The 26,028-nt window shown below is 53.0% G+C and carries 21 protein-coding genes; 13 read left to right on the top strand and 8 right to left on the bottom strand.

The annotated features are described in order from the left end of the window. Positions 1-11 precede the first annotated feature (11 nt). From EKL30_RS11735 to EKL30_RS11695, 10 genes are all read left to right on the top strand, one after another. Positions 12-1,340, top strand: a complete 1,329-nt coding sequence (locus EKL30_RS11735; RefSeq protein ID WP_126707426.1) for an O-antigen ligase — start codon at positions 12-14, stop codon at positions 1,338-1,340. Continuing rightward, positions 1,333-2,601 carry a glycosyl transferase gene (locus EKL30_RS11730; protein ID WP_126707425.1) on the top strand — a complete coding sequence of 423 codons (1,269 nt, stop codon included), beginning with the start codon at positions 1,333-1,335 and terminating at the stop codon, positions 2,599-2,601. The genes EKL30_RS11735 and EKL30_RS11730 overlap by 8 nt, the downstream gene beginning before the upstream one ends. Positions 2,602-2,781: 180 nt before the next feature. Next, complete coding sequence (locus EKL30_RS11725) at positions 2,782-4,194, top strand: sugar transferase (RefSeq protein WP_126707424.1); 1,413 nt, start codon at positions 2,782-2,784, stop codon at positions 4,192-4,194. Between the two features lie 117 nt (positions 4,195-4,311). Beyond that, positions 4,312-5,502 (top strand): DegT/DnrJ/EryC1/StrS aminotransferase family protein, encoded by a 1,191-nt coding sequence (locus EKL30_RS11720; RefSeq protein ID WP_126707423.1) that lies wholly within the window; start codon positions 4,312-4,314, stop codon positions 5,500-5,502. Further along, a complete protein-coding gene (locus EKL30_RS11715; protein ID WP_126707422.1) occupies positions 5,495-6,832 on the top strand; it encodes a lipopolysaccharide biosynthesis protein in 1,338 nt (445 codons plus the stop codon). Before EKL30_RS11720 ends, EKL30_RS11715 begins: the two co-directional genes overlap by 8 nt. A gap of 59 nt (positions 6,833-6,891) precedes the next feature. Then, entirely contained in the window at positions 6,892-8,790 is a 1,899-nt protein-coding gene (gene asnB, locus EKL30_RS11710) for an asparagine synthase (glutamine-hydrolyzing) (protein WP_126707421.1), read from the top strand. Between the two features lie 146 nt (positions 8,791-8,936). Beyond that, positions 8,937-9,086 carry a hypothetical protein gene (locus tag EKL30_RS18845; protein WP_158618413.1) on the top strand — a complete coding sequence of 50 codons (150 nt, stop codon included), beginning with the start codon at positions 8,937-8,939 and terminating at the stop codon, positions 9,084-9,086. A gap of 60 nt (positions 9,087-9,146) precedes the next feature. After that, the gene (locus EKL30_RS19470; protein ID WP_126707420.1) at positions 9,147-9,407 is read left to right on the top strand and encodes a hypothetical protein; all 261 of its coding nucleotides are present in this window, start codon (positions 9,147-9,149) and stop codon (positions 9,405-9,407) included. Between the two features lie 11 nt (positions 9,408-9,418). After that, entirely contained in the window at positions 9,419-9,985 is a 567-nt protein-coding gene (locus tag EKL30_RS11700; RefSeq protein ID WP_255414685.1) for a HisA/HisF-related TIM barrel protein, read from the top strand. Then, entirely contained in the window at positions 9,982-11,103 is a 1,122-nt protein-coding gene (locus EKL30_RS11695) for an N-acetyl sugar amidotransferase (protein ID WP_126707418.1), read from the top strand. Before EKL30_RS11700 ends, EKL30_RS11695 begins: the two co-directional genes overlap by 4 nt. Before the next feature lie 31 nt (positions 11,104-11,134). On the opposite strand, the gene EKL30_RS11690 is transcribed toward EKL30_RS11695, so the two are convergent. Genes EKL30_RS11690 through EKL30_RS11675 form a run of 4 tightly spaced genes read right to left on the bottom strand, consistent with a single transcriptional unit; the run spans position 11,135 to position 15,129 of the window. Further along, a complete protein-coding gene (locus tag EKL30_RS11690; RefSeq protein WP_126707417.1) occupies positions 11,135-12,247 on the bottom strand; it encodes a DegT/DnrJ/EryC1/StrS aminotransferase family protein in 1,113 nt (370 codons plus the stop codon). Continuing rightward, positions 12,240-12,710: an acyltransferase gene (locus EKL30_RS11685; protein ID WP_126707416.1), complete on the bottom strand. Its 471-nt coding sequence runs from the start codon at positions 12,708-12,710 to the stop codon at positions 12,240-12,242. Before EKL30_RS11685 ends, EKL30_RS11690 begins: the two co-directional genes overlap by 8 nt. Then, entirely contained in the window at positions 12,710-13,768 is a 1,059-nt protein-coding gene (locus EKL30_RS11680; protein WP_126707415.1) for a Gfo/Idh/MocA family protein, read from the bottom strand. The genes EKL30_RS11685 and EKL30_RS11680 overlap by 1 nt, the downstream gene beginning before the upstream one ends. Continuing rightward, on the bottom strand, positions 13,768-15,129 hold the full coding sequence (locus EKL30_RS11675; protein ID WP_126707414.1) for a UDP-glucose/GDP-mannose dehydrogenase family protein: 1,362 nt from the start codon (positions 15,127-15,129) through the stop codon (positions 13,768-13,770). The genes EKL30_RS11680 and EKL30_RS11675 overlap by 1 nt, the downstream gene beginning before the upstream one ends. Before the next feature lie 283 nt (positions 15,130-15,412). On the opposite strand from EKL30_RS11675, the gene EKL30_RS11670 reads away from it, so the two are divergent. The 3 genes from EKL30_RS11670 (at position 15,413) to EKL30_RS11660 (ending at position 20,105) form a co-directional block, all read left to right on the top strand. Then, positions 15,413-17,536: a nucleoside-diphosphate sugar epimerase/dehydratase gene (locus EKL30_RS11670; RefSeq protein ID WP_126707413.1), complete on the top strand. Its 2,124-nt coding sequence runs from the start codon at positions 15,413-15,415 to the stop codon at positions 17,534-17,536. A 48-nt stretch (positions 17,537-17,584) separates the two neighbouring features. Beyond that, positions 17,585-19,627 carry an acyltransferase family protein gene (locus EKL30_RS11665; protein ID WP_126707412.1) on the top strand — a complete coding sequence of 681 codons (2,043 nt, stop codon included), beginning with the start codon at positions 17,585-17,587 and terminating at the stop codon, positions 19,625-19,627. Between the two features lie 166 nt (positions 19,628-19,793). Then, positions 19,794-20,105, top strand: coding sequence for a virulence factor (locus EKL30_RS11660; protein WP_126707411.1), 312 nt, complete (start codon positions 19,794-19,796; stop codon positions 20,103-20,105). Positions 20,106-20,204: 99 nt separating this feature from the next. Here EKL30_RS11660 and serS read toward each other — a convergent pair whose 3' ends face one another. From serS to EKL30_RS11640, 4 genes are all read right to left on the bottom strand, one after another. Continuing rightward, a complete protein-coding gene (gene serS, locus EKL30_RS11655; protein WP_126707410.1) occupies positions 20,205-21,557 on the bottom strand; it encodes a serine--tRNA ligase in 1,353 nt (450 codons plus the stop codon). Positions 21,558-21,620: 63 nt separating this feature from the next. Next, on the bottom strand, positions 21,621-22,991 hold the full coding sequence (locus tag EKL30_RS11650; RefSeq protein WP_126707409.1) for a replication-associated recombination protein A: 1,371 nt from the start codon (positions 22,989-22,991) through the stop codon (positions 21,621-21,623). Positions 22,992-23,036: 45 nt separating this feature from the next. Continuing rightward, positions 23,037-23,660, bottom strand: a complete 624-nt coding sequence (lolA, locus tag EKL30_RS11645) for an outer membrane lipoprotein chaperone LolA (RefSeq protein WP_126707408.1) — start codon at positions 23,658-23,660, stop codon at positions 23,037-23,039. After that, positions 23,650-26,007: a DNA translocase FtsK gene (locus EKL30_RS11640; RefSeq protein ID WP_126707407.1), complete on the bottom strand. Its 2,358-nt coding sequence runs from the start codon at positions 26,005-26,007 to the stop codon at positions 23,650-23,652. Before EKL30_RS11640 ends, lolA begins: the two co-directional genes overlap by 11 nt. Between the last annotated feature and the right edge of the window lie 21 nt (positions 26,008-26,028).

The raw sequence follows: 26,028 nt of genomic DNA, 5'->3' as shown, positions 1-26,028 counted from the left end.
AGGCTTATTATTTGATCGCCGCGCTGGGATTGCTTCTTTTTACCATTTTTTCAAATAAGACAAGTCTGCAAGCTTTCGCATACGGCATAGCGCTAAACATCTTTCCGCTGGCCGTTATGCAAGAGATGTCAATGGACATTGCACGGATTGCCGGGATGCCCCTGGCATATCTGCCCATTACGTCAGCCGGCATAGCTATGGCTTTGCGTAATCATACTCGCCTTCCCCGTTCGTATAGTTTGTTGCTGACGTTAACGATCATCTATTGCGTGTACTCATTTTTCACGACCGTAATCCTAGGCGGCGTGACATCGGCCAATATCGCCTACTGGCTCGCCTGGCCCTTGAATTTCGTTATTTTCTTTTCAGCGGCAGCGTTTTTCTCGCGCGTTGATATAAGCGCTGCCAACAAGGCCATAAAAGCAGTCGTCACCGTACTAGTAATGGGTTGCCTTGTAGGTGTCGCCCGATATGTCGCAGGAATCGGCGAAGACGCCAATTTCATGCCGGTTATGAACCGCAACGGCACAGTTGTATTGATCGTCATGATATTTCCGTTGCTCTTCTATATATACAAAGAAGACAGCAAATCACGACTGTGGATGTTCTCGTGTCTGGCCTGCATCGCTATTGCATTGGGATTGATATTTTCCAGGTCTGGGATGATAGGTTTTCTTGCTGTGATTTTTTTATATTCCATGCGCTTCACGCTTTCCGGCCTACTCAAAACCATGACAGCAGTGCTGTTGGTAGTAGTTATTGCTTCCAGCGGTATCGTCGATAAATCGCTGCAACGACTGCAACGAGTATCCGTAACGGCGAATATGTTGATGCAGGGCGAGGACCTCAATACCAACATGAATGACTACAACCGCGTCATGTTATTGAAGGGAGCGCTGGCCACTGCTAAAGACAACTTCTGGTTTGGAACGGGATTGGGTCTTGAAAACTACCGGCGAGGCTTCCACAAAGCGAGTGATTATGCACAAGATTCAAAGTCACATAATTTCTATATCTCGTATTTTGCCGAGCTGGGAATAGCAGGGTTTTCGCTGCTGTTGTTCATACTGATTTTGATCTTCAAGAAACTGTCGCCCCTATCAAGCCGGCACAAAGCATTCAGAGTCTCATTTTTAGTTATGGCGCTCATGATGACTATGAATGAATATATTTTATTGCCGGAGATCTGGTTCTTCTACGGCATGCTGGCCGGAATTTCACATCTATATGGCATTGATAACCATCGCGAAGCGTTACGCCCCCTGCTGATGCCATTCCAACAAGGCTATCCACGCCAGACCTCTTTTAATCAAATTACTAATCGGAGTCTGAATGGCTAACCAGTATGGGTCTGTAGAACGTAATATCGCCAAGTTCTTGTCCAAGTTTCCCGCCGTGAAATCGGGGATAAAAAGCGCTTATGCACGTCTGATGTATATCCGTAATAAAACCGACTCAAAAGCCATCTCGACCTACCGTATAGCCACGATAGGCAAGGAAAACCTGAACACCTTTTTTGGATACTATGACAGAAAACCCCTATCTGAAAATGGCTTTCTGATTTGTCATTCAACGACCCACCCCACGGATCGGAAGCCCGATGGCAACGGCCTGGACATTCTCATCTTTTCACTTGAAGAATTGGCCACCCCGGTCTTTGGAGTAAAGACGAAAGTGTACAACTGGCAACAAGGAGCCCGAGCGCATTGGCTTGATTCCGATCTGTTCATCTTCAATGATTTCGATAGCGCAAAACAGCGCTATATCAGCCGGGTGTTCTCATTGAAGAAAAGAAAAGAGGTAAACCGTTACGATCTTCCGGTTCAGGATTCATTCAGGCGTGACTACTTTCTTGCCATTGATTACCGGCGCATCCAGGCTCTAAGGCCCGACTATGGCTATCGGAACCTTCCAGGCTTGAACGACAATGAAATGGCCGATATCGGGAAAGACGGCGTATGGAAAGTTGACCAGCGTTCGGGGCACTCAACGCTTCTTTATTCAATTGCCGACGTATGCGCGGTAGAGTCTGACCCCTGCTTCGCCACAGCCAAGCACAAGATCAACCATGTGATGATTTCTCCAGACGGACAGAAATTTATTTTTCTACATCGCTATTTTGTCGGAAAGCGGAAGTTCGATCGCCTGTTCCTGGCACAGGCCAACGAAAAGAAACTGAAAATTCTGAGCAATCATGAGATGGTAAGCCACTGTTTCTGGGTCAATGACAATGCGTTAATTTCGTATATGCGCGGCCCTACCGGGAGGGATGGTTATTACATTATCAATACCGACACCGGACAAATCACCCCGTACTCCAATGGCAAACTTGACTCCATGGGCGACGGCCATCCCCATGTGCATGGCAACTGGTTCATTACGGACACCTATCCCGATAAGTCACGCATGCAGCACCTGCTTAAGGCGAGCTTGGTCGACGGTGAAGTGGAAGTACTAGGACAGTTTTTTCAAGACTTAAGATTTGGTGGAGAAACGCGATGCGACCTCCACCCCCGGGTATCACCCGACGGTACGAAAGTTTTCTTTGATTCCGTTTTCAACGGCAAGCGCAAGCTTTGCATGCTGGATCTACAACCCTGAATTAGTGCCCGAGATACAGCCCTCGGCCCTGCCCTAGTCCCCTGACAACTCAATAACGCGCCCTCTGTTTCACCGAGGGCGCTACTCCCTGTTGCTCTTCTGAATGTTGCTGCGGCGCCGCCGGAGCCAACTGACTGCACTCCGTCCGTTTCAAATTCCACTATCCAGTGGGGGATCTCCATGAATTTCTCCGTCTTGATGTCGGTTTATCACGCCGAAAATCCAGACTTTTTGTGCCAGGCGCTACAGAGCCTGGATGATCAGTCACTAAAAGCCAGCGAGGTCGTGCTTGTTGAGGACGGGCCCTTGCCGCAAGCCCTAAGCGAGGTTATAGAAACATTCAGATCCGCATTGAATATTTGCAGTGTCAGGCTGCCGACCAATAGCGGCCTGGCAATTGCTCTCAATGAGGGGCTGAAACATTGCAAACATGAATTGGTCGCCAGAATGGACAGTGACGATATCTCGCTGCCACAACGGTTCGAGAAACAGATTACTTTTATGGTGCGCAACCCCGATATTGCCGCCAGTAGTGCGGCGTTGGATGAGTTCGATGAGACGGGTGCCATATTTTCGTCCCGAATTCTGCCCCTGAGTCACGATGAGCTAGTCAGGTTTGCCAAAACCCGCAGTCCCATCAGTCATGCCGCAGCCGTCTTCCGAAGGTCGGCTATCGAAGACGTTGGCGGTTACCCGCTATTCAAGCGATCACAGGACGTGGCCTTGTGGTCACTGCTAATCGTTCGCGGATATCGGCTGGCCAACCTACCCGAGAAATTATTTCTGGTTCGGGCGGGCGCTGGATTCATGACGAGAAATGGGCTGAAGAGTTTCAAGTACGAATATGCAGTGATCTGTTATCAGAGAAAAATCGGCTTCTTGTCATGGTTCGACTTCATTAAAAATACAACCATCCGATTCATATTGGCGACCGTTCCGGCGGGCATGAAAAAGATACTGTACTCACACGCGAAAGTTGATCTGGCGTCCGTTTATAACGCCGCGTTAAAGCGCAGTTTCGACTTGTTTTTCTCTTTCTTCGGACTGCTGATCTTTTCTCCGCTGATCATCCTTGCATGGCTGGCAGCATCGCTGGATACCCGCAGCAACGGCTTCTTCATCCAGGACCGGATCGGAAAGGACGGGGCAACCTTCAAGATATTCAAAATCAAGACAATGCGGGAATCTAAGGCTTTAGTCACAACGGTTACCACCTCTTCGGACGACCGAATAACCCGTACCGGTGCCTTCTTGCGAAAGACCAAGATAGACGAACTACCGCAGCTATGGAACGTACTGACAGGGGACATGAGCTTCGTGGGTCCGCGCCCTGATGTCCCAGGTTATGCCGATGACCTGGAGGGGGAAGACAGAATCATTCTTTCGGTCCGTCCCGGCATTACAGGCCCTGCATCGTTAAAGTACAAAAACGAAGAAGAAATATTGGACCAGCAAGCGGATGCGCTGCGATATAACCGCGAAGTTATCTGGCCAGATAAAGTCAGAATCAACAAAGAATATATCCGCAACTATAGCTTCAGCAAAGATCTTAAATACATTCTCAACACGGTAGCCGGAGGAGCTCGCGAATAGGCGCCGACGACCATTTGAGCTTGTATCAATAGTCTTGATCGTTTTGGCGCCCGCCAAGCTTGCCCCTCTGTTCACGATCTTACTTTCCCTCATGCCTTTACTAAAGCAGGTACATCTATGCTTAACACTCCTTTCTCGCCGTGGCCCTCTTTCACTCCCGAAGAAGCGGATGCAGTGCGTGAAGTCATACTATCGAACAAAGTCAACTACTGGACGGGCCAGGAATGCCGGAAGTTCGAACAAGAGTTTGCGAGGTGGGCAGATTGCGAATATGGGGTTGCGGTAAGTAACGGCACCCTTGCCCTGGATCTGGCCCTGCAAGCTCTGGGTATCGGACCTGGTGACGAAGTGGTGGTTACCCCACGCACGTTTCTGGCATCCGTATCGTGCGTCGTCAATGCTGGCGCAACGCCTGTCTTTGCCGAGGTAGACCGCGACTCCCAAAATATCACTGCCGACACCATCCAGGCGGTACTTACCGAGAAAACCCGCGCCGTAATCTGTGTTCATCTGTCTGGTTGGCCCTGCGACATGGACCCCATCATGGCATTGGCGAAGCAACATGGACTGTACGTTATCGAGGACTGTGCCCAGGCACATGGGGCTCGGTATAAAGGACGTTCGGTCGGGTCTATAGGTCACATAGGGGCCTGGTCGTTTTGTCAGGACAAGATTATCAGCACCGGTGGCGAGGGAGGGATGACCACGACCAACGACCGAGCCCTATGGTCCCGAATGTGGGCTTTCAAGGACCATGGAAAAAGCTGGGATGCCGTTTACAAGCGCGAGCATAAGCCGGGTTTTCGCTGGCTGCACGACAGTTTCGGAACCAACTGGCGCATGATGGAAACGCAGGCAGCGATAGGCCGGATTCAGCTAAAACGTATGGCCCACTGGCATGCGGCCAGACTGAAGAACGCGCGTCAAATATGGTCGACTGCCGCACACTTGCCGGGATTGCGGGTACCCGCCCTGCCGACGGAGATTTCGCACGCTGCTTACAAGTGCTACGTGTTCGTCGAACCGGCTCAGCTGCGCCCGGAGTGGACCCGCGATCGCATGACCGAGGAAATCAATGAGCGAGGCGTACCTTGCTACACCGGCTCATGCTCGGAAGTGTATTTAGAGAAGGCTTTCGATAACACCGGTTGGCGTCCACCCCAGCGGCTTCCCATCGCCAAGGAATTGGGCGAAACAGCCCTTATGTTTATGGTGCATCCCACACTGACGGAGCACGAAATCGACAAGAGCTGCAACGCGCTTGCCGAGGTGGTTCGACACGCTGTAGAGAAGACTACTTATGCGTAAGTTATTCAGCTTCAAGGGCGAATTTTTCAAGAACGTGGTCACCTTAATGACCGGAACAATAGCCGCCCAGTTATTCACTGTCGCCGTCAGTCCGCTATTGACTCGAATCTATACGCCTGCCGACTTCGGCGTTCTGGCCTTGTTCACTTCCCTGAATGCCGTTCTGGCAATCATTTCATCAGCGAGATACGAGACCGCCATCATGTTGCCGAAAGACGATGGGGACGCCTTGAACATTGTGGCCCTATCCGCCGCCATCACACTAGGCTTCTGTGCGTTTCTCCAAGGAAGCATCTTCCTGTTCGAGTCTGAACTGATCAAGATGACCGACTCCCCCCTGGTGGGTAAATGGATTCATCTATTGCCCTTGAGCGTCGCCCTTACGTCCGGCACTCAAATCATGATCTATTGGAATAATCGAGAGAAAAAATTTCGCCAGTTGGCAATTAGCAGGGCCGCACACGGTTTAGGCACAGGAATATCACAATGCGCGCTCGGATATGGGGTAGGCACTTCCGTAGGACTGATCGTTGGCCACATGACCGGACACGTTTTAGGGCTTTTCACACTGATCAAGGTGAACCTGGCTTCGATCGCCGTATCGAAGCCTTTCGTATCACGTCCTCAAATCGCGATGAACGCGAGAAAATACAAACGCTTTCCATTGTTCTCGCTTTGGGGTGCACTTTTCGATAGCAGTGCGTCGCAGGTTCCCCTGCTGGTTATTGCCAGTTTCTTCTCAGCATCCGTGACGGGCTCTTTCGGATTTACGGCCAAGGTATTGTCCCTACCTCTGTTCTTGATTTCGAATGCAATCTCCGAAGTGCTTTATCAGAAAATAACGCATCTAGACAGCTCCAGGCCCGCTGCATTACGCGGTTATATCCTCGGTATCTTCGCCCTATTGAGCTGCATCACTGTCCCGTTCTGCCTGATTTTCCTGACCTACGGCGTCGAAATATTCACTATCGTTTTTGGAAGCGACTGGGGGATGGCGGGGCAATTTGCAGGGCCTTTGTCTCTGGCGGCAGGTGTGCGGTTCATGGTCAGCCCGCTGAGCGTCGTGCTGAACCTGCATCACAACGTCAAGAAAGGTGTGGGATGGCAAATCGTTTACTTTTGCACCTTAACCACAGTCTTACTGTTGTACTCCCAACAAAGCATAGAGCTTTTCCTACAGGCCTTTGTGGCGCATGAAGTGGTGCTCTTCGCCATTTACTTCGCCGTCATCGTGTGGGCTACCAGCACCAAGCAGTCAGCTGGCCTTGATCCAGCCCCGGCACCCGCGGATACCCTCGGTACCGCCATGGGACATGGCTCGGCGAAATAAATCTACTCGCTCTCGATAATCAGAATCCGTTTGTTTTTGGCGTAGCCAAGGAGACACCTATGTGCGGTATTACTGGCGGCTGGTGGCGCAACCCACCCACCGATTTGAACAATAGAATTGCAAATTCCCAAGCCAAGCTTCAAAAACGCGGACCTGACGATCAAGGATGCAATCTTTTCAGCGTATGTGGTGGCCAGCTCGCAATGGGACACACCAGGCTTTCCATTATTGATCTGAGCGCAGGCGGCAGCCAACCCATGAGGTCCCGTGAAGGTCGATACAGTATTATTTTCAACGGAACCATATTCAACTACCGCGAACTGAAGCAAGAGCTCATCGCCCTTGGGCGTGCCTTTTATACGAATTCAGACACCGAGGTATTGCTCGCAGCCTGGCAGGAATGGAAGGAGACATGTCTGGTACGTCTTGAAGGCATGTTCGCCTTCGCCGTGTATGACGCTCAAGAAAAAACGCTGACCTGTGTCAGGGACGCCTTCGGAATCAAGCCCTTTTATTTCGAACAAGAGCAGGATCGTTTCCTGTTCGCGTCCGAGCCTGCGGCACTACTTAGCCTGCGCGATAAAAAGCCTCAGGCCAACTGGCAGCGCTGTTATGACTATCTGGTGCACGGCGACTTTGACAACCAGCAGCAGACGTTCATCAGAGGAATCCAGCAACTGCTTCCAGGCCACTGGATGAAGGTCGATCTGTCGAATCCCAAGGCGAGCCAGCAACAGACCTGGTGGCAACCCGATTTCCGTGAGAAGTCAGAACTTAGTTTCGACCAGGCGGCCGAGGCGGTCCGTGAACAGTTTCTTCACAATGTTCGCGTTCACCTGCGCAGTGATGTTCCCTTGGGTGCAGCACTATCCGGCGGCATAGATTCGTCGGCCATTGTGTGCGCCATGCGTTACCTCGAGCCCACGCAACCCATCAATACCTTTAGCTTCATAGCGCCAGGATTCAAGCAGTGCGAAGAGCCATGGATAGACAGAATAAATCAATTCGTCGGCGCCAATTCACACAAGGTCAGCGCATCGGGAAGTGATCTGACGCGCGACCTCGATCGCCTGATTCATCTGCAAGGTGAGCCCTTTACCAGTACTAGCGCCTATGCGCAGTATCGTGTCTTTCAGTTGGCGCATGAAAACAATATTACGGTAACGCTTGAAGGGCAAGGCGCGGATGAACTTCTGGCAGGTTATGCAGGTTACCCGGGGCACCGCATGCTCAGCATGCTCGAGCGCGGCGATCTTGCTGGCGCCCAGAGCTTCGCACGCAACTGGGCCCGCTGGCCGGGCCGAAGCTACGCACGAGCATGGCAGTACCTTGCGGCGATCGTCCTGCCCGACAGCATGTTCGGCATCGCAAGCAAGACCATGGGACGGCCTTTTACACCTTCATGGCTTAACGCTGATGCGCTGTGTGACGCTGGCGTGACAATGGTGTACGAGCGTGAAAAGCGACTTGAAAGCGCCCGGGGCCGGCGCGTAATGGAACGGCTCGCAAGTTCATTAACGAACCGCCATTTACCTGGCTATCTACGCGAGGGCGATCGCAATTCAATGCAGTTCTCGCTTGAAAGCCGCGTCCCTTTTCTAACCGTTCCTTTCGCCAACCTGATGTTCTCGCTTCCGGAGCACTACCTGATCTCTCGAAGCGGCGAGACAAAAAGCGTATTTCGCGCCGCGATGCGCGGTATTGTTCCTGACGAGTTACTTGATCGAAAGGACAAAATCGGGTTTGAGACTCCAGAACATTCATGGTTCACCGAGAAGTCGGCGACCGTTCGCAGCTGGCTGCAAACCAGTCACGACGTGCCTTTTTTAAACGGTCGCGCCATGGTCGAGCAGTTCGATGCAATGGCCAGCGGCAAAGCCAAAGGTGCGCCCCATTTGTGGCGATGGGTCAACTTCCTTCGATGGTACGAGCAGACCGGTTGCGGAGAATACGCATAAATGATTGGCGTACTTGATTACGGCGCAGGCCCATTCGGTTATTCGAATGATCCAACGCGCTGCCGGACAAGCCCAACGTGTTTCCGTGCCTGAAGACCTCTGCGCAGCCAGGAAATTGGTGATCCCCGGTGTCGGTGCATTCGATCATGAAATGGCGCAACTTGAGTCGCGCGGCCTGCCGCCAGGGGCTCCAGGCACTGGCCCAGGACGATGCGGTTCCGGTAGTGGGTATTTGTCTGAGCATGCAACTGATATGCCGTAGCAGTGAAGAAGGACTGCTGCCGGGCCTGGGATAGATCGACGCAGACGTCCGGCACTTCTCATTTTCCGAGAACAAGGGACTGCGTGTACCGCACATGGGACGGAACACGATACACGTACCGCGTAAGAAATCACTGCTTCACACAGATGCAGGCGAGAAACGCTTTTATTTCGTGCACTCATATTTTGTGGCTTGCGATGATCCTGAAGATGCGATTGCCTTGGCTCACTACGGCAATGCATTCGTCTCGGGCTTTCAGCGCAAGAGGCTATTTGGCGTTCAGTTTCATCCAGAAAAAAGCCACCGTTTTGGCATGGAGCTGATGCGAAATTTTGTTGAGTTAGGCGTTGGTTAAAGGTCGCATCATTGTTTGCAGGGGAATGCTTCATGCCGCTTTGTTATGGCGGCGGAGTGCGTACGGTAGATCAGGCAGCACAACTATTCGACCTGGGCATCGAAAAAATATGCCTGCAATCGGCAGCCATTAATGACTTGGACCTCGTTTCAAGGCTTGCCACCCGATTTGGAAGTCAAAGCATTGTAATTTCGATAGACGTCAAGCGAAACTGGCAAAAAAAGCCAGCGCTTTACGAAAGCCGAAGCGCAAGGACTCGCTCGGACTGCTGGCTCAATTTCGCCAAAACTGCCGTTGCCGCGGGGGCAGGGGAAGTTTTGGTGAATGCGGTAGACCGGGATGGAGAAATGACAGGCTACGACCTGGATTTGATACGGCAGGCAGCCGCTGCTGTACGGGTACCGCTGATTGCTCTAGGAGGAGGAGGCTCGCTAGAGGATATCAAAGCGGCGATCGACGCTGGGGCATCGGCAGCAGCTGCAGGCGCGCTGTTTGTGCTTCATGGCCCACACCGGGCCGTCTTGATAACGTATCCGCAATACGCGGATCTAGAAAGATTACTGGGATCACACGTATGACTTACTCATATCAGGTTTGCACTCATTGTGTAATGGACACCACCGCTTCCGACATCAGGTTCGACATGAATGGCGTATGTAACTATTGCAGCGAATTCATGACGAAATCCAAAGACGTCATTTTTCAAGATCCGGTGGCCAAACGACTTGAACTTAACGCCTTCATCAAAAAAGTCAAAGCTGCGGGCAAAGGCAAGCGCTACGATTGTGTCGTAGGCGTATCCGGCGGCGTGGACAGTTCATGGGTTCTCGTCCAGGCAGTCAAGCGGGGTTTGCGCCCCTTGGCGGTTCATATGGATAACGGATGGAACAGCGAACTGGCACAACATAACATTGCCCATCTGGTACAAGGACTGGGAGTAGACCTGCACACCCATGTCATCGAGTGGGGCGAATACAAGAAGCTCATGCAGGCCTTCTTTGATGCCGATGTCATCGACGTGGAATTACTCTACGACAATGCCATGCTCGGCGTGAATTACCAGCAAGCCATCAAGCACAATATCAAATATATTCTTGCGGGCACCAATCAGGCCACCGAAGGAATGCGGATGCCTCCGGGGTGGAACTGGTTCAAGTACGACAAGAAAAACATAAAGGCATTAGCGAAAAACTTTGGCAGCATTCAGATCAAGACATTCCCCATTATCGGAACGGTGGATTATCTTTGGTATCGTCTCGTAAGCCGCGTCGAATGGACATCTTTCCTCGATATGATGCCCTTCAATAAATTTGAAGCATTGAAGCAGCTCAGTTCGGAATATGGATATAGACCCTATCCTTACAAGCATTACGAGTCGATTTTCACGCGCTTTTACCAAGGCTATATTCTTCCCAATAAATTCGGCGTGGATAAGCGACGACTACACTTGGGTACCTTGGTTTCTGCCGGGCAGATGACGCGCGAAGAAGCCTTGGAGGGGCTCAAAGGCATTGCATACCTGACCGAAGACGAATTAGAACGCGATAAGCAGTATTTTCTGAAGAAAATGGGATGGACTCCGCATGATCTTGAGATGTACCTTAGGCGGGACGGAAAGCCGCATTGCATGTATGGCACAGAAAAACCATTATGGGAACTGTGCGAACGCAGCTATTTGCGCCTGTTCCGGACCTGATGTGGGGCTCGCGGAACAGGCACGGCGGAAGTTACGCCGTTACTGTCTGCGAGCCGAAAATCCTGACGGCGCCGGCGACCTCGGCTATTTGGTCGTCATTCAGATGTTCGCCAATCGGCAGACTTAGAAGTTGTACATCGACCTGGTTGGCAAACATGGATGGGTCGGGACTTCCCAAGTAACGATATGCCGCAAGTTTCGGAAGTGCGATAGGATAATGGACTCCTGTTTGGATACCCCTTTCCTTCAATAAGTCGGCTAATGCATCTCGGTTCACCGAACGCACCACGAACAAATGAAATGCATGACGGCAGCCGTCGGCAATGGTGGGAAGCACAATACCGTCAATGTCTTTCAGTTGATCAAGATAGAACGCAGCCACTCGGTTACGCTGATTTATCCACATGTCGAGATGCTTGAGTTTGACTGAAAGCACCGCGGCCTGAAGGCCATCCAATCGGCTATTGCGTCCCTCAAATTGATGATCGTACTTGTCGATGCGACCATGATTGGCAATCATGCGACACTGCTTTGCCAAGTCAGGATCATGGGTGGTGATTGCACCGGCATCGCCATATGCACCCAGATTCTTCCCCGGATAAAAACTGAATGTGCCGGCATCCCCTATTGCACCGACACGCGTGCCCTGGAATTCGGCGCCATGCGCCTGCGCACAGTCTTCAATTACTTTCAGATCAAACTCGGCCGCAAGCGCCATGAGCGCGTCCATATCGCAAGGATGGCCATACAAGTGGACGGCAATTATCGCCACCGTTTTTGATGTCAACTTACTGCGCACATCTGCCGGATCAAGGGTATAGGTGAGCGGGTCAACGTCGGCGAAGACGACTTTATAGCCGCTGCGAGTCACTGCTTCGCTGCTGGCAATGAACGAGTTGGCCGGCACAATTATTTCAGAGCCTGGCGCAAATGCGAACGCTTCAAGTACGATTTCGATCGCGTCGGTGCCGTTTCCAACGCCGATGCAGTAGTTAGCCTGTTGGAACGAAGCAAAATCTTCTTCGAACTGTTCAGCAACTTCTCCGCCAATATAAGCAGACTGAGCAATGACTTTTGAAATGGCTTCGTCAATTTCGGACTGGATGCTTTTATATTGAGAATAAAGGTCAAGGAATTTAATCATGAATGTCTCTTATTTTGCGGGCCGGATTGCCTGCGTAAATACCGGGCTCAGTGATATTTCGCGTCACCACTGAACCAGCGCCTATAACCACATCATTACAGATGGAAACCGCCAGCACAGTGGCATTGGTGCCGACGGATACCCTGTTGCCCAGGATCGTTGGCATCCACAGCGCTTTATTTCCGCGAGCGGGCCCACCATTACTGAAGAGGTCGTTCACGAACTTGGCTCCGTGGGAAATAAAACAGTCTTCGCCAATTTCGACCATTTCGCACACAAAAGCATGAGACTGAATCCGCGTGCGATTTCCCACTTTGACGCCCTTCTGTATTTCGACGAAGGGGCCGACAAACACATCGTCTCCTAACGTGCATCCATACAGATTGACCGGATCGACCAATGTCACTCTTTCACCGAACTCCGCATTGGTAACGGAGATTGTTTTAACGTTAGGGACTGCCACTAATTCGCCCCTAGCTTCGAGTACTTGGGCCGAAAATGCATTTTGACTTCCCTGCCGGTTTCTATCGATTCATAGATGGCATTGATTAGTTCCAGACTCTTTCGTCCTTCCAGCCCGTCGACCATATGATGTTTATTATTAATAATGCAGTCGACGACATGACCGTAATACTCCTGATGACCAAACCCATATACATTGGGTGGATTCACGGAGTATCTTTCCATTACTTCAGCGTCCTCGGGATCGGGCTCTACAAAATTCCACACCTTCATTTCGTTGACCGCAAAACCACCGATTTCGACGGACCCTTTTTCTCCGAGAACGGATAACGATCCCTCCAGATCTTTGGGTCGCACTGCCGTGGTGGCCTCGATGCAACCCAATGCACCATTGCGGAAATGCAGAATGACAACGGCAGTATCTTCCGCCTCGATGTTGACGAGTGCCGTCCGGCTCATCGCAACAACGCTATCTACCTCTCCCATCATCCATTCAAGCAAATCGACGTGATGGCTCGCCTGGTTCGTAAGGACCCCGCCATCCATCGCCCAGGTGCCGCGCCAGGGATCCTGGTCATAATAGGCTTGAGGGCGGCACCATCGGACACGGACGGTTCCCATTACGAGCTTGCCAAAGCGCCCCCGTTCCAGCGCTTCTCTGAGCTTCATCACAGGAACGTTAAAACGGTTCTGCTTCACGACGAACAATTTGATTCTGGCTCTCTCGCATGCCCTGATCATGTCGTCGGCATCATCCAGCGTAAGCGCCATCGGCTTTTCTACAACAATGTGCTTGCCATAGGGTGCCAGTTCTTTGACATGTTGCGCGTGATGACCGCTTTCAGTGAGGACAACCACTATATCGATCTCCACCTCGCGCATCATCCGATGCATATCGACAAAACCGGGAACATTGAATTGTTCCGCCGTAGCGGCCGCCCGTTCTTCTACTATGTCGCACACTGCGACCAGTGCGGCGCCGGCGATTTGGTCATTACCCAGTAATTCGGCGTGCCTTTTCGAAATCCGGCCACAGCCTACGAGTGCAACTTTCAACATTATTCCACTCTCTCTAAAGTCAGTTCAGTGGCTACAGAGTTCCGGCCGATTCCGAAGTATTCGATACCCTTCAGGCCATCGTCGTGCAGGTCAAAAATATTTCGTCCGTCAAAAATTATGGGACTCTTCAACTTGAATTTGATGGTTTCAAAATCTGGGCTTCTGAACTCTTTCCACTCGGTAACAATGATCAGGGCATCCGCATCATCTAGTGCTGCCATCGGTTGGGCGGCGTAGCCAAGCTGTGGATGGGAAACCCCAAAAATACGCTTGGCTTCGTCGATCGCTGCAGGATCATAGGCAACGATGGAAGCACCGAGCCGCAAAAGCTCGGCAATAATCACGCGGCTGGGCGCCTCGCGCATATCGTCGGTGTCTGGTTTGAATGAGAGCCCCCACAAGGCAAAACGCAGGCCGGTAAGATCTTCGCCAAAACGGGCGACTATCTTGTCGACCAGTACCAGCTTTTGACGTTCATTGGCCCTTTCTACCGCCGCCAGAACTTTCAGTTCACTTCCTGCCCCTGTGGCGGTACGAAGGAGAGCCTGGATATCCTTAGGAAAACAGGAACCGCCGTACCCGCAACCTGGGTAAAGAAAGTGCCATCCTATACGCAGGTCCGAGCCAACTCCTTGCCGCACCAATTCAATATCGGTACCGAGTTTCTCGGACAATAAGGCGAGTTCGTTCATGAACGAAATACGGGTCGCGAGCATCGCGTTAGCAGCGTATTTGGTGAGCTCCGCAGAACGTGCATCCATGATTAGAAGTCGATCATGCTGACGCTGGAATGGTGCATACAGCGTGCGCATGATATGAATGGCGTGTTCATCCGAGGACCCGATAACGATGCGGTCAGGGCGCATGAAATCGTCAATGGCGACGCCCTCTTTCAAGAACTCGGGGTTTGATACCACACTGAAGTCGATGGTCTCACCACGGCGCTCCAATTCGGCTGCAATGACAGCCTTCACCTTATCAGCGGTTCCGACCGGCACTGTGCTTTTGTCAACAACGACCTTGTACTCATTCATGTACTTGCCGATGGCGCGCGCCGCATTCAACACATACTGTAGATCCGCGGATCCGTCTTCATCGGCCGGTGTGCCAACCGCAATCAGCTGGAGCACCCCGAACTCTACCGCTCGCCGGACATCGGTCGTGAATCGCAAACGGCCGGCCTCTACGTTTCTTTTGATTATTTCTTCGAGGCCCGGTTCGTAGATACAGACCCCTCCTGCCTCGAGCAGCGCAATCTTTGCAGGATCGACATCCATGCACAGCACATCGTTACCCACATCGGCCAGACAGGCTCCTGTCACCAGGCCCACATAGCCGCTGCCTATTACTGTCACCCTCATTGTTTTCTCCTGGCCGGTCGTATGTCTGCTCCGTATCTGGATACAGACGTAATGAACTGAAATCATAGAGATGAACAATATTTGGCAACATCCGTTGGAAAGCTTACGTAACCCCCGACCATATAGCGTAATTAGGCCTAAAGCGGGGTTTAAAGCATTTACCGTATGTCTACCCCCTCGGTAACTTCTTATGATTCCTGTGTCGTTTTGAACTTCGCAAAGTTCCAGCGAATCACGCAGTTCTACGCGTGCCACAACAGAATGTAAGAGAAGAGGGGAATCGATGTCCCACATTGTTACCCGCCAAAAATCTACGGCGGTACCACCCATTGCTCGCCCACCATCAGCTCTTCGCGCCCGCCTACTGGCACTTCCACGACGACATAAACGCCTCCTGCAAGTGACTGTCGATACGTGTCTGATCTGGCTCGCTCTATGGCTGGCGTTTTATCTACGCCTGGACGATGTTTACGCAGCCCAGCCGTTTGGTGGCCACGCATGGTTGTTCATTGCCGCCCCGTTGCTGACGTTGCCCGTTTTCTTCGGCTTTGGCTTGTACCGCGCGGTTATGCGCTATGTCGGCTATCAGGCGCTAGCCACGGTCGCCATGGCAACCAGCATGTCGGCTGCTCTATTGGCGATTGCAGTTTCTCTGCACCCCGAACCGCCGGCCATTGTCCCGCGGTCTGCCGTTATCATCTATTGGCTACTAAGCCTGATGTTCATTGCTGGCTTACGACTGGCCATGCGCCAGTACTTTCGCGGAGTAGCCTTCAATCTGCATTCCGGATCATTCCTTCATATCAACCAGCTACGTGATCCTAAAGTGCGCGTTGCAATCTATGGCGCGGGCGATGCCGGTAACCAGTTACTGATGGCCTTGCGTTTGAATAATGAACGACATCCCGTCGCATTCATTGACGACAATCTTGAATTGGCAGGGCGCATCATCGCCGGTCTGCCCGTATTTGGTCCCGGTGAAATCGCACGCATGCTAATGGAGAAAAATCCGCAAGAGGTCTTGCTTGCAATACCGTCGGCGTCGCGAGCACGGCGGGCGGAAATCGTGAGACTCCTGGCTCCGTATCCATTCAGCGTCCGGACAATTCCAGGCTTCATGGATCTGGCCAGCGGTCGGGTCCAGGTGCAAGATCTTCGTGAAGTGGATATCTCCGATCTACTGGGTCGCGACTCAGTCCAACCCGATCAGCAGCTTTTCGAAAGGTGTATACGGGACCAGGTCGTCATGGTTACGGGCGCTGGTGGTTCGATTGGTGCGGAACTTTGCCGGCAAATTGTTCAAAACCGACCGCGCACGCTAATACTGTTCGAGCAGAGCGAATTCAATTTGTACAGCATCCAGAGCGAGCTTGATCGCCACGTAAAATTCGCGGGAATTGACCTGAAGATTATTCCTGTGCTGAGCTCGGTGCGGAATCAGGAACGCCTTTTCAATGTCATGTCCATTTGGAAAGTGGACACCGTTTACCATGCTGCAGCATATAAGCATGTGCCGATGGTCGAGCGCAACATTGCCGAGGGAATCATCAACAATATATTTGGGACCTTATATTCGGCTCAGGCAGCATTAAGGGCAGGCGTCCCGAATTTCGTATTGATTTCCACCGACAAAGCGGTGCGGCCGACCAATATTATGGGATGCACCAAACGCGTCGCAGAACTTGTCCTGCAGGCACTGGCTTGCGAAGCTCTACCCTGCCCTTATGGGAGCTTTGCTGAACATTCCATTCCGAATCGGACTCGCTTCACCATGGTGCGTTTCGGCAACGTGCTGGGCTCTTCAGGATCGGTCATCCCGCTCTTTCGGGAGCAGATCCGTGCTGGAGGCCCAGTTACCGTAACGCATCCCGAGATTACGCGCTACTTCATGACAATTCCGGAAGCGGCGCAACTAGTGATCCAGGCCGGAGCGATGGGCCAAGGTGGAGACGTGTTCGTGCTCGATATGGGCGAACCCGTCAAGATTGCAGAGCTTGCCAGGAAGATGATATTGCTCTCCGGGCTAAGCGTATGCAGCCCCCACAATCCCAACGGTGACATCGATATCGAATTCGTAGGCCTGCGACCTGGCGAGAAACTGTACGAGGAGCTTCTGATTGGAGAGAATGTAAGTGCTACAGAACACCCAATGATCATGCGGGCCAACGAAACACATCTTGAATGGGAACAGCTGAAATCCGCATTGACCGAACTTGGCAAGGCGGTGAAGTACGATAACTATCCCCGCATACGCGAGCTGTTCCTGGAACTGGTCGACGGCTATAAGCCGGACGACGAATTGGTGGACTGGATTGATGTGCAGCAGAGATCCGCCGGCGCGTCAGCGCGCGATGTCGACCGTTTCGCGCCCGCAATACGCCCCGAAATTGCGCAGTTTGAAGTATGAGCAAGCAGAGGCAAGCAGCCTCGTAATGCGCTCTATGCCGAGACGTTCATGGTAACAAAACAACTAAGCGCAGATTTCCGCTTGGATATTAACGGACTGCGCGGCTGGGCCGTCATCGCGGTGATGCTGTTCCATTTCAATGTGCCGGGTTTTTCCGGTGGCTTCGTAGGCGTCGATATATTCTTCGTCATTTCAGGCTACCTGATGACCGGCATAATCATTCGCGGCATTGATGCCCGGCAAGGCCTGCACGGATTTTCACTGGTTGGATTCTATTTCGCGCGGGCGCGACGGATATTACCGGCACTGGTCGTTTTGTGCGCGGTACTTCTGAGTATAGGCTGGTTTACGTTAGCTGCCGTCGACTACCGCAGCCTGGGCAGCCACTCAGCGTCGAGCCTGGCATTTCTGTCAAATATAAAATATTTATACGAAGCCAGCTACTTCGATGCAGAATCACACGAGAAGTGGTTGCTGCACACATGGTCGCTTTCTGTGGAGTGGCAGTTCTATCTTCTTCTGCCGCTCATACTGCTTGCTACATGGCGGTTCCTGCCCGGCCGGCGCAATGCCGCCTACGTGCTGTCGGCCATGTTTGCAGCTTCCCTGCTATTGTCGATATTCCTGACTCCCAAATCGCCCTCTGCTGCCTTTTATCTGTTTCCGATACGGGCTTGGGAAATGCTCACCGGCGATCTGATTTATTTGCTTGCCTCGGCACTGCCGCTGAGCTCCAAATCGCGCCGAACGAGCGCAGGACTAGGCTATACGGTTATTTTCGGGTCTATATTAAGCCTCGACCCCACCATGGCGTGGCCAGGATACCTAGCCTTGCTGCCGGTCGCGGGTGCCGCTCTCGTCTTGATAGGCAATAGCCAGGAGTCCTGGCTGTCCCAGCTGTCCGTCACGCAACGTATCGGCACCTGGTCCTACTCAATCTACCTATGGCATTGGCCCTTAGCAGTGGCGTTGTTCTATCTTGATCTACAAAGCCAAGCGTGGGCAATACTTGCAGGCATCGCGGCTTCCATACTTCTAGGGTGGATGTCATACAAATTCGTGGAGGTCAGGGCAAGCAAAATCTTGAGCAAGATGAGTCCGTGGCGCGCCATCGCCAGCATTGCTCTCGTGAGCGCGGCTGTCGCAGTGCCCGCTGCCTACGTCAGGCTAAACAATGGGGTCGCAGGCCGAATGGCTGAACCCGTTGAAGAAGCATCCAATGCGGCGCTTGACTTTGATGTTCGGCGCGCCGAATGTGAAGGCTGGGGAGGTTCGAATTTCGCCAGTTGCGTCTATGGCGGGACGCGCATCAGGGCCATCGTAATCGGGGACAGTCACGCCAATGCCGTCGTCACAGCCGCTCAAGCAGCCCTCCCAGCTAAAGAGGACGGCATACTGGCGTTCAGCTACACGAGCTGTCCCACAATACTGGGCGTGAGAAATTACCAACCGCAACTGGAATGTGCCGCATTCAATGAATGGGCAATTAAACAGATGGAAACGGTGGCTGCAGATGTACCTGTGATCATAGTCAACCGGCTGTCAGATTACGTCTTTGGAAGCAGCATTCCTAAAAACCCAACGTTTCATAAGCCGTCTGTATTTTTCAGTCGGCCCTACGATCGACCGCTTCCTGAGTTCCTTGACGAGTTCCGAACCAACTTGGTCGGTAGTGTCTGTTATTTAGCAGGGAAAAGGCCGGTATACCAAGTCAGGCCTATTCCGGAAATGCCGGTACATGTTCCTAAAGCGCTTGCACGGTCTCTCATCCTGGGCCAATCCAGGCACGTGTCTGTTACTTTGGCCGAGTACCACGAACGACATCGCTTTATCTGGGCGGGACAGAACGAAGCACAGTCACGCTGCGGCGCGCGGGTTTTAGATCCGCTACCCTACCTGTGCCCAAGGGGCGATTGCGAAGGCGCCATTAGTAACAAACCCTTATATTATGACGATAACCATTTAAGCGAGTATGGTAACAAGCTGCTTATACCCATGTTTCGGTTTGTACTTTTTTCTGCTCAAAAAAGTTTTTACTTACTCAATGCTGGCGCCGCTGCACAAGAAAATCGTGAGACGCGCTGGCAATAGGCGCATTTGTGTTCCTCGATGCACTTTGAACACTCAGCGCGACAATAGCATCACTGTCACCCCGGTGAGTCGGTTTCATTTTGATTCGTTTTAGTCCCGATAACAAACAACTTTGAAACCAGATCCGGGCACAATACGTGCATCAATCAACAAGAAAGGTGCTGGCATGAAACGACTACTGTTATTGGCGGGTGCAGCTACGTTGGCTTTGCTGGGTTCCACGGCAGCCATGGCGCGCGTCAATGTCGATATTTCCATTGGGGTGCCGGGAGTCATTTACAGTGAGCCCGATTATTATTACCCGCCGGTCAGGTATGTAGAACGCCCACAGGTGATCGTTGTACCCGAGCGCCGGTACCGCCCCATGCCCGTATATGAAACGCGTTATTACCGTGAAAGCTACCGTGGCGATCGACATTACAAGAAACACCACAAGCACGGAAAACACCATCATAGTCATGGACGTGGGCGCGACTGACGAGTACGTTGCCTTTGGACACATAAATAAAGCCGCTCGCGCGGCTTTATTTATTGCTACAAAAAGAGACTAAAAACGCTTAGGGCCGTCTTGGCGACGCTATGCCGACAGGCTGGTCATACCCGCCATATACGGACGCAACACCTCAGGCACGACGATGCTGCCGTCCTCTTGCTGGTAATTTTCCAGTACTGCAACTAAAGCGCGGCCTACTGCCAGGCCAGAACCGTTCAGCGTATGCAGGTATTCCGGTTTGCCTTTATCAGCCCGATACCTGGCTTGCATGCGGCGGGCTTGAAAGGCCTCGCAATTAGATACCGACGATATCTCGCGCCAAGCTTTCTGGGCAGGCAACCAGACTTCGAGGTCGTAAGTTTTTGTGGCGCCAAACCCCATGTCGCCGCCGCATAATAAAACCACACGATACGGCACACCAAGTTGCTGCAAAACGGCCTCGGCGTGACCCACCATTTCTTCCAATGTGTCGTACGACGCGTCGGGGTGGACGATTTGCACCATTTCGACTTTGTCGAACTGGTGCTGACGTATCATGCCACGGCTATCGCGTCCTCCGCTGCCTGCTTCGGAACGGAAGCAGGGAGTATGAGCGGTTAACTTAAGCGGTAAATCATGTTGAGGAGTAATGGTGTCCCGAACAGACCCGGCCAAGGTAATTTCCGATGTCGAAATCAGATAAAGATCTTCGCTGGCAATCGGATTACCTTGCTCGTCGTGGGCGGGCTCATCGTCCTGACCACCCTTGGTAACCCAAAACATATCGTCTTTGAATTTCGGCAACTGACCTGTACCAAATAAGGTGGAGCTATTCACGATATAAGGCGTATAGCATTCCTGGTAGCCATGTTCAGTGGTTTGCAGATCCAGCATGAACTGGGCAAGAGCACGATGCAATCGAGCCATCGGCCCGCGCAACATCATGAACCGGGCGCCAGACAGCTTGCGTGCTGTTTCGAAATCAAGGCCGATTGGTTCGCCCAGGCTTACGTGATCCTTTGGCTCAAATGCGAGAGGCTGTGGGTTACCGTCGGAGTCAACCTGCACATGCTCAGGAAGCCAGCGTCGGACTTCGATGTTGTCGTCGGCTGATGCACCGGCTGGTACGCTTTCATGTGGAAGGTTGGGTAGGGTCATGAGCCAATCGTTGAGCTCGCCTTGCACTGCAGCCAGCTCGACTTCCAGTTCCTTCAGGCGAGCTGGAATCTCTTGGGATTCCGCCATTTCTTTACTCGCGTCCTCGCCCTTGGACTTCAATTGGCCGATGAGCTTGGAAACCGCATTGCGTCGGGCTTGTAGAGCCTCGGTTTCTACCTGGAGCGATTTACGTCGTGCTTCGAGCTGACTGAAGCGGTCGGTGTCAAAGGAAACTCCACGCACGGCCAACGCCTTGACGACCGAAGGCAAGTCTTTACGCAACTGATTGGGGTCTAACATAATTAACCAGAAATGAATGAAAGGATGAGTATGAACGGGCGTATCGAACCTGCCGCTTTGAGGCTAATCCGACCCACCCGGTCCACTCTGTTTGTCCAGCGCCTTAAGAAACGCCAGTTTTTCCGTTATTTTACCCTCTAGGCCCCGATCGGTCGGTTTGTAGAATTTCGCACGGACGCCGTCCGGAAAGTACGTTACGCCGGCGGCGTAACCATGCGGTTCATCGTGTGCGTATCGGTAGGCTTCGCCGTGACCCAGTTCTTTCATCAGCTTGGTGGGTGCATTGCGCAAATGTATTGGCACTGGCGCACTGCCATTTTGCTCGACGTAACGGCGTGCTGCATTGTAGGCGTTGTAGACGGCATTGGACTTTGCCGCACATGCCATATACACAACCGCCTGCGCCAATGCCAGCTCGCCTTCGGGCGAACCAAGGCGCTCGTAGATGTCTGCCCCATTCAGGGCCAGTTCCGTCGCACGGGGATCGGCCAGACCGATGTCCTCGATCGCCATGCGAATAATACGGCGCGCGAGATATCGCGGGTCGGCACCGCCATCCAGCATGCGCACGAACCAGTACAGGGAAGCATCCGGATCCGAGCCTCGAACCGACTTGTGAAGCGCGCTGATCTGGTCATAGAAGGCATCGCCCCCCTTGTCGAAGCGACGCAAATCTTGCGATAAAGCCGTTTCCAACCAGGCGGCGTCTACAAGGCTGCGTCCGGCTCCGTGAGCGGATTCGCTGACGACCTCAATTGCGTTAATGACCCTGCGCGCGTCGCCATCAGCCCAGCGGGCCAACTGGTCGCGAGCCGCGGGATCAAACTCTAAGCCGACGCGTTCGTCGCCCGAGAGCTTGGCATCCGCCGGGACGTCCTGATTAAGGACAGTGATGGCGCGATCGATAAGCTGCTGCAATTCCTGTACTGACAAGGCCTGCAGCACATATACGCGGGCCCGGGAAAGGAGCGCAGAATTTACTTCAAAAGAAGGGTTTTCGGTGGTCGCGCCAATAAACGTAAACAAGCCGCTTTCCACGTAGGGCAAGAAAGCATCTTGCTGCGCTTTATTGAAACGATGTACTTCATCGACAAATAATATGGTGCGGCGCCCCTGTCCCTGAGCGACCTGAGCGGACACCACCGCCTCACGGATGTCTTTGACGCCACCCAGCACAGCCGACATGGCAAGGAACTGAGCATCGAAGCCCGCGGCCATCAGGCGCGCAAGCGTCGTCTTGCCAACACCAGGCGGCCCCCAGAAAATCATGGAATGCGGCCGACCGGATTCAAACGCCACGCGCAAGGGCTTGCCGGGGCCCAATAAATGGGTTTGGCCCACTACCTCGTCCAGCACGCGGGGACGCATGCGCTCAGCCAGCGGCGCATAAGCCACGGTGCCGGATGAAGAGCTAAACAAATCTTTGGAGTTCATCAATATTCGAGAGGTCAGTGCACTACGAAGAGCCAAGGTACCTCACTACTGCATTTTCACGACGTCAACGCCGTCTGGCGCTTTAAACTGAAACTCAGTGGCCGGCAGCCGCGGATTCGCCTTAATGTTCGTGAGCTCGATACGGGTCACTTGGCCGAAAGAATCAAGAAGTTCGAGCCGCGCAGGCATGCTTGCTTTGAATCCGATATCCACATGCGTGAACCCGGCATCGGCGCTTCGTGGAGTGGCCCTTAGCCAGTCCAGCCCGTCTTTGGCAGGCAGAGCCTTGATCAAAAATGCGTCGTCGAGCGATCCGGAGCCGAACAGTATGGCTGCCGGCGAGGCGCCAATAGACTGGTCGACCTTGCGCTGGGTTACCTGGGCTAGATCTGGATCGTACTGATAGACCAGCTTGCCGTCGGAGACAATCAACTGTTCATAGGGTTTCGTAACCGCCCATTTGAATTGTCCAGGTCGCTGGAACGAGAATTCGCCGGACTGCGGCCGCTTGCCGCCCCCGTTGGACCCGACGGTTTGCTGCGTAAACTGACCCGTGCCGGAAGTGACTCGGGAAGCAAAATCGCGCAGCTGTTCAGGAGCATTCGCGCACCAAGCAAGCATTGGACTGGCGGCCAACAAGGCAGACAATATCAGGCGTTTAATCTTCATTGGACGTATTTCCTGCCGGTACTAGAATTTCGCGATTGCCGTTGGATTGCATGGCTGAAACCAAACCTGACTGTTCCATTTGTTCCAGCAAACGGGCTGCCCTGTTATAACCTATGCGCAAATGGCGCTGCACCGAGGAAATCGAAGCGCGTCGATTTTTCAGGATGACTTCGACCGCCTGGTCGTAGAGGGGGTCGGACTCGGCATCAGCAACAGCCCCACCACCGATGGCGCCTTCGCTGGCGTCGCCCTCGAGCGTGCCTTCGAGCAGACCTTCTATATAGTTGGGTTCGCCCTGCTGCTTCAATGATTCAACCACACGGTGCACTTCGTCATCGTGCACAAAAGCACCATGCACGCGCGCAGGAAAACCTGACCCGGGCGGTAAATAAAGCATATCGCCCTGCCCTAGCAGAGCTTCGGCCCCCATCTGATCCAGTATCGTCCGTGAATCAATTTTCGATGAAACCTGAAACGCAATACGCGTGGGAATATTGGCCTTGATCAACCCGGTTATGACATCCACGCTAGGACGCTGTGTTGCCAATATCAAATGTATGCCTGCGGCGCGCGCTTTCTGTGCAAGGCGCGCAATAAGTTCTTCGATTTTCTTGCCGACGACCATCATAAGATCGGCAAGTTCGTCAATGACGATGACGATCATGGGCAATGTGGACAAGGGCTCGGGCGCGTCGGGAGTAAGCGAAAAGGGATTTGGAATCGGCTCCTCGCGTTTGATGGCTTCGCGAATCTTCGTGTTGTAGCCTGCCAGATTTCGCACACCCATTTTGCTCATTAATCGATAGCGCTTTTCCATCTCGCCCACACACCAGTTCAGGGCGTTGGCGGCATGACGCATATCGGTAACCACCGGCGCCAGGAGATGCGGGATGCCTTCATATACGCTCATTTCGAGCATTTTTGGATCAATAAGAATCAGGCGAACCTGCGTGGCGTCTGCCTTGTACAACAAGGAAAGGATCATGGCGTTGATCCCTACCGACTTACCGGAGCCGGTCGTGCCCGCCACCAAAAGGTGAGGCATTTTGGCCAGATCGGCGACCACTGGATTGCCCGCAATATCTTTGCCCAGGGCCATCGTCAGCATCGACGGACTCGCATGATAGGTTTGCGAGCCAATGATTTCGGAAAGCTTGACCATTTGCCGTTTGGCATTTGGTAGCTCCAGCCCCATCAAATTTTTACCGGGTATGGTTTCCACGACTCGAATGCTGACCAGGCTGAGGGCGCGCGCGAGGTCCTTGGCGAGATTGACGATCTGGCTACCTTTTACTCCGGTAGCAGGTTCAATCTCGTAGCGGGTAATCACTGGACCTGCCTGCGCCGACACGACGACGGCTTTCACCCCAAAGTCGGACAGCTTCTTCTCGATAAGCCGAGAAGTGAATTCGATGGTTTCCGGAGATACGGTTTCTGGATATTCGACCGGGACGTCAAGCAGGCTAATCGCAGGCAGGTCGCCCATATTGCCGGAATCGACTGGTGCAGCAAAAAGGGCCTTCTGCTTTTCTTTCTCGGCTCGCACGGATTTCGGAACCGACGTAATCGCTGGCTCAATGCGAACGGGAAGCTCGTGCACCAACTGCACCTGCTTGGCGACCACGATTTCGTCGCGTTCCGCTTTTTTGGCCTCGCCGACCCGGCGATCCTCGCGAGCCGCTTTAAGTTCAAAGAGGCGCCGGATGACCCTTTCGATGAATGCACCCACCCGTTCGGCCAGATGCAACCATGAAAAGCCGAAAAAGAGGCTTGCCCCTACGGCAGCGAATACCAACAGTAACAAGGTGCAACCCGTACTACCCAACGACAGTGACATAAGTTCGGCCAGCAGTTTCCCCAGTTGGCCGCCTGCTCCGGCAGGAAGTTGAGCGCCGAACTGCTTGAGCTGCAGCGCTTCGATGCCCATGGTTCCTACAAACATAAGGAAAAAGCCGATGGCGACTTCCCATCGCACGCGCGGCAGCGTTTCCGTCTGGCCATTTGGCAAGAAAACACTGGTCAGCCGATAGAACCCGACGGCAACGCGCTGGGCAAGCAGAACTACCCACAGCCAGGCGGAGTAGCCGAACAGGAAAAGCAGGAAATCCGAGATGTGCGCGCCTAACGTGCCGCCCCGATTCAAGGTGGTGGTGGCATGCACCGAATGCGACCACGCGGGATCGGCCGGATCCCAGCTTGCCAGGACGAGGCCAAGCCACGCGGCCAGAGCAGCGAAGAGAATCCAGCGCGCTTCGCGCAGCAAGCCCGACAGCCGAGACTGCAAGGGAGACGGCCCATTACGCACGTTGCGCGAGGAGCGAGGAGATGTAGCAGGAATTCTAGCCATAGACTCATTATAATTGGCTGT

It is taken from the genome of Candidimonas sp. SYP-B2681 (assembly GCF_003971065.1).
Classification (GTDB): Bacteria; Pseudomonadota; Gammaproteobacteria; order Burkholderiales; family Burkholderiaceae_B; genus Pollutimonas.
This window is presented reverse-complemented; position numbering and strand designations above follow the sequence as displayed.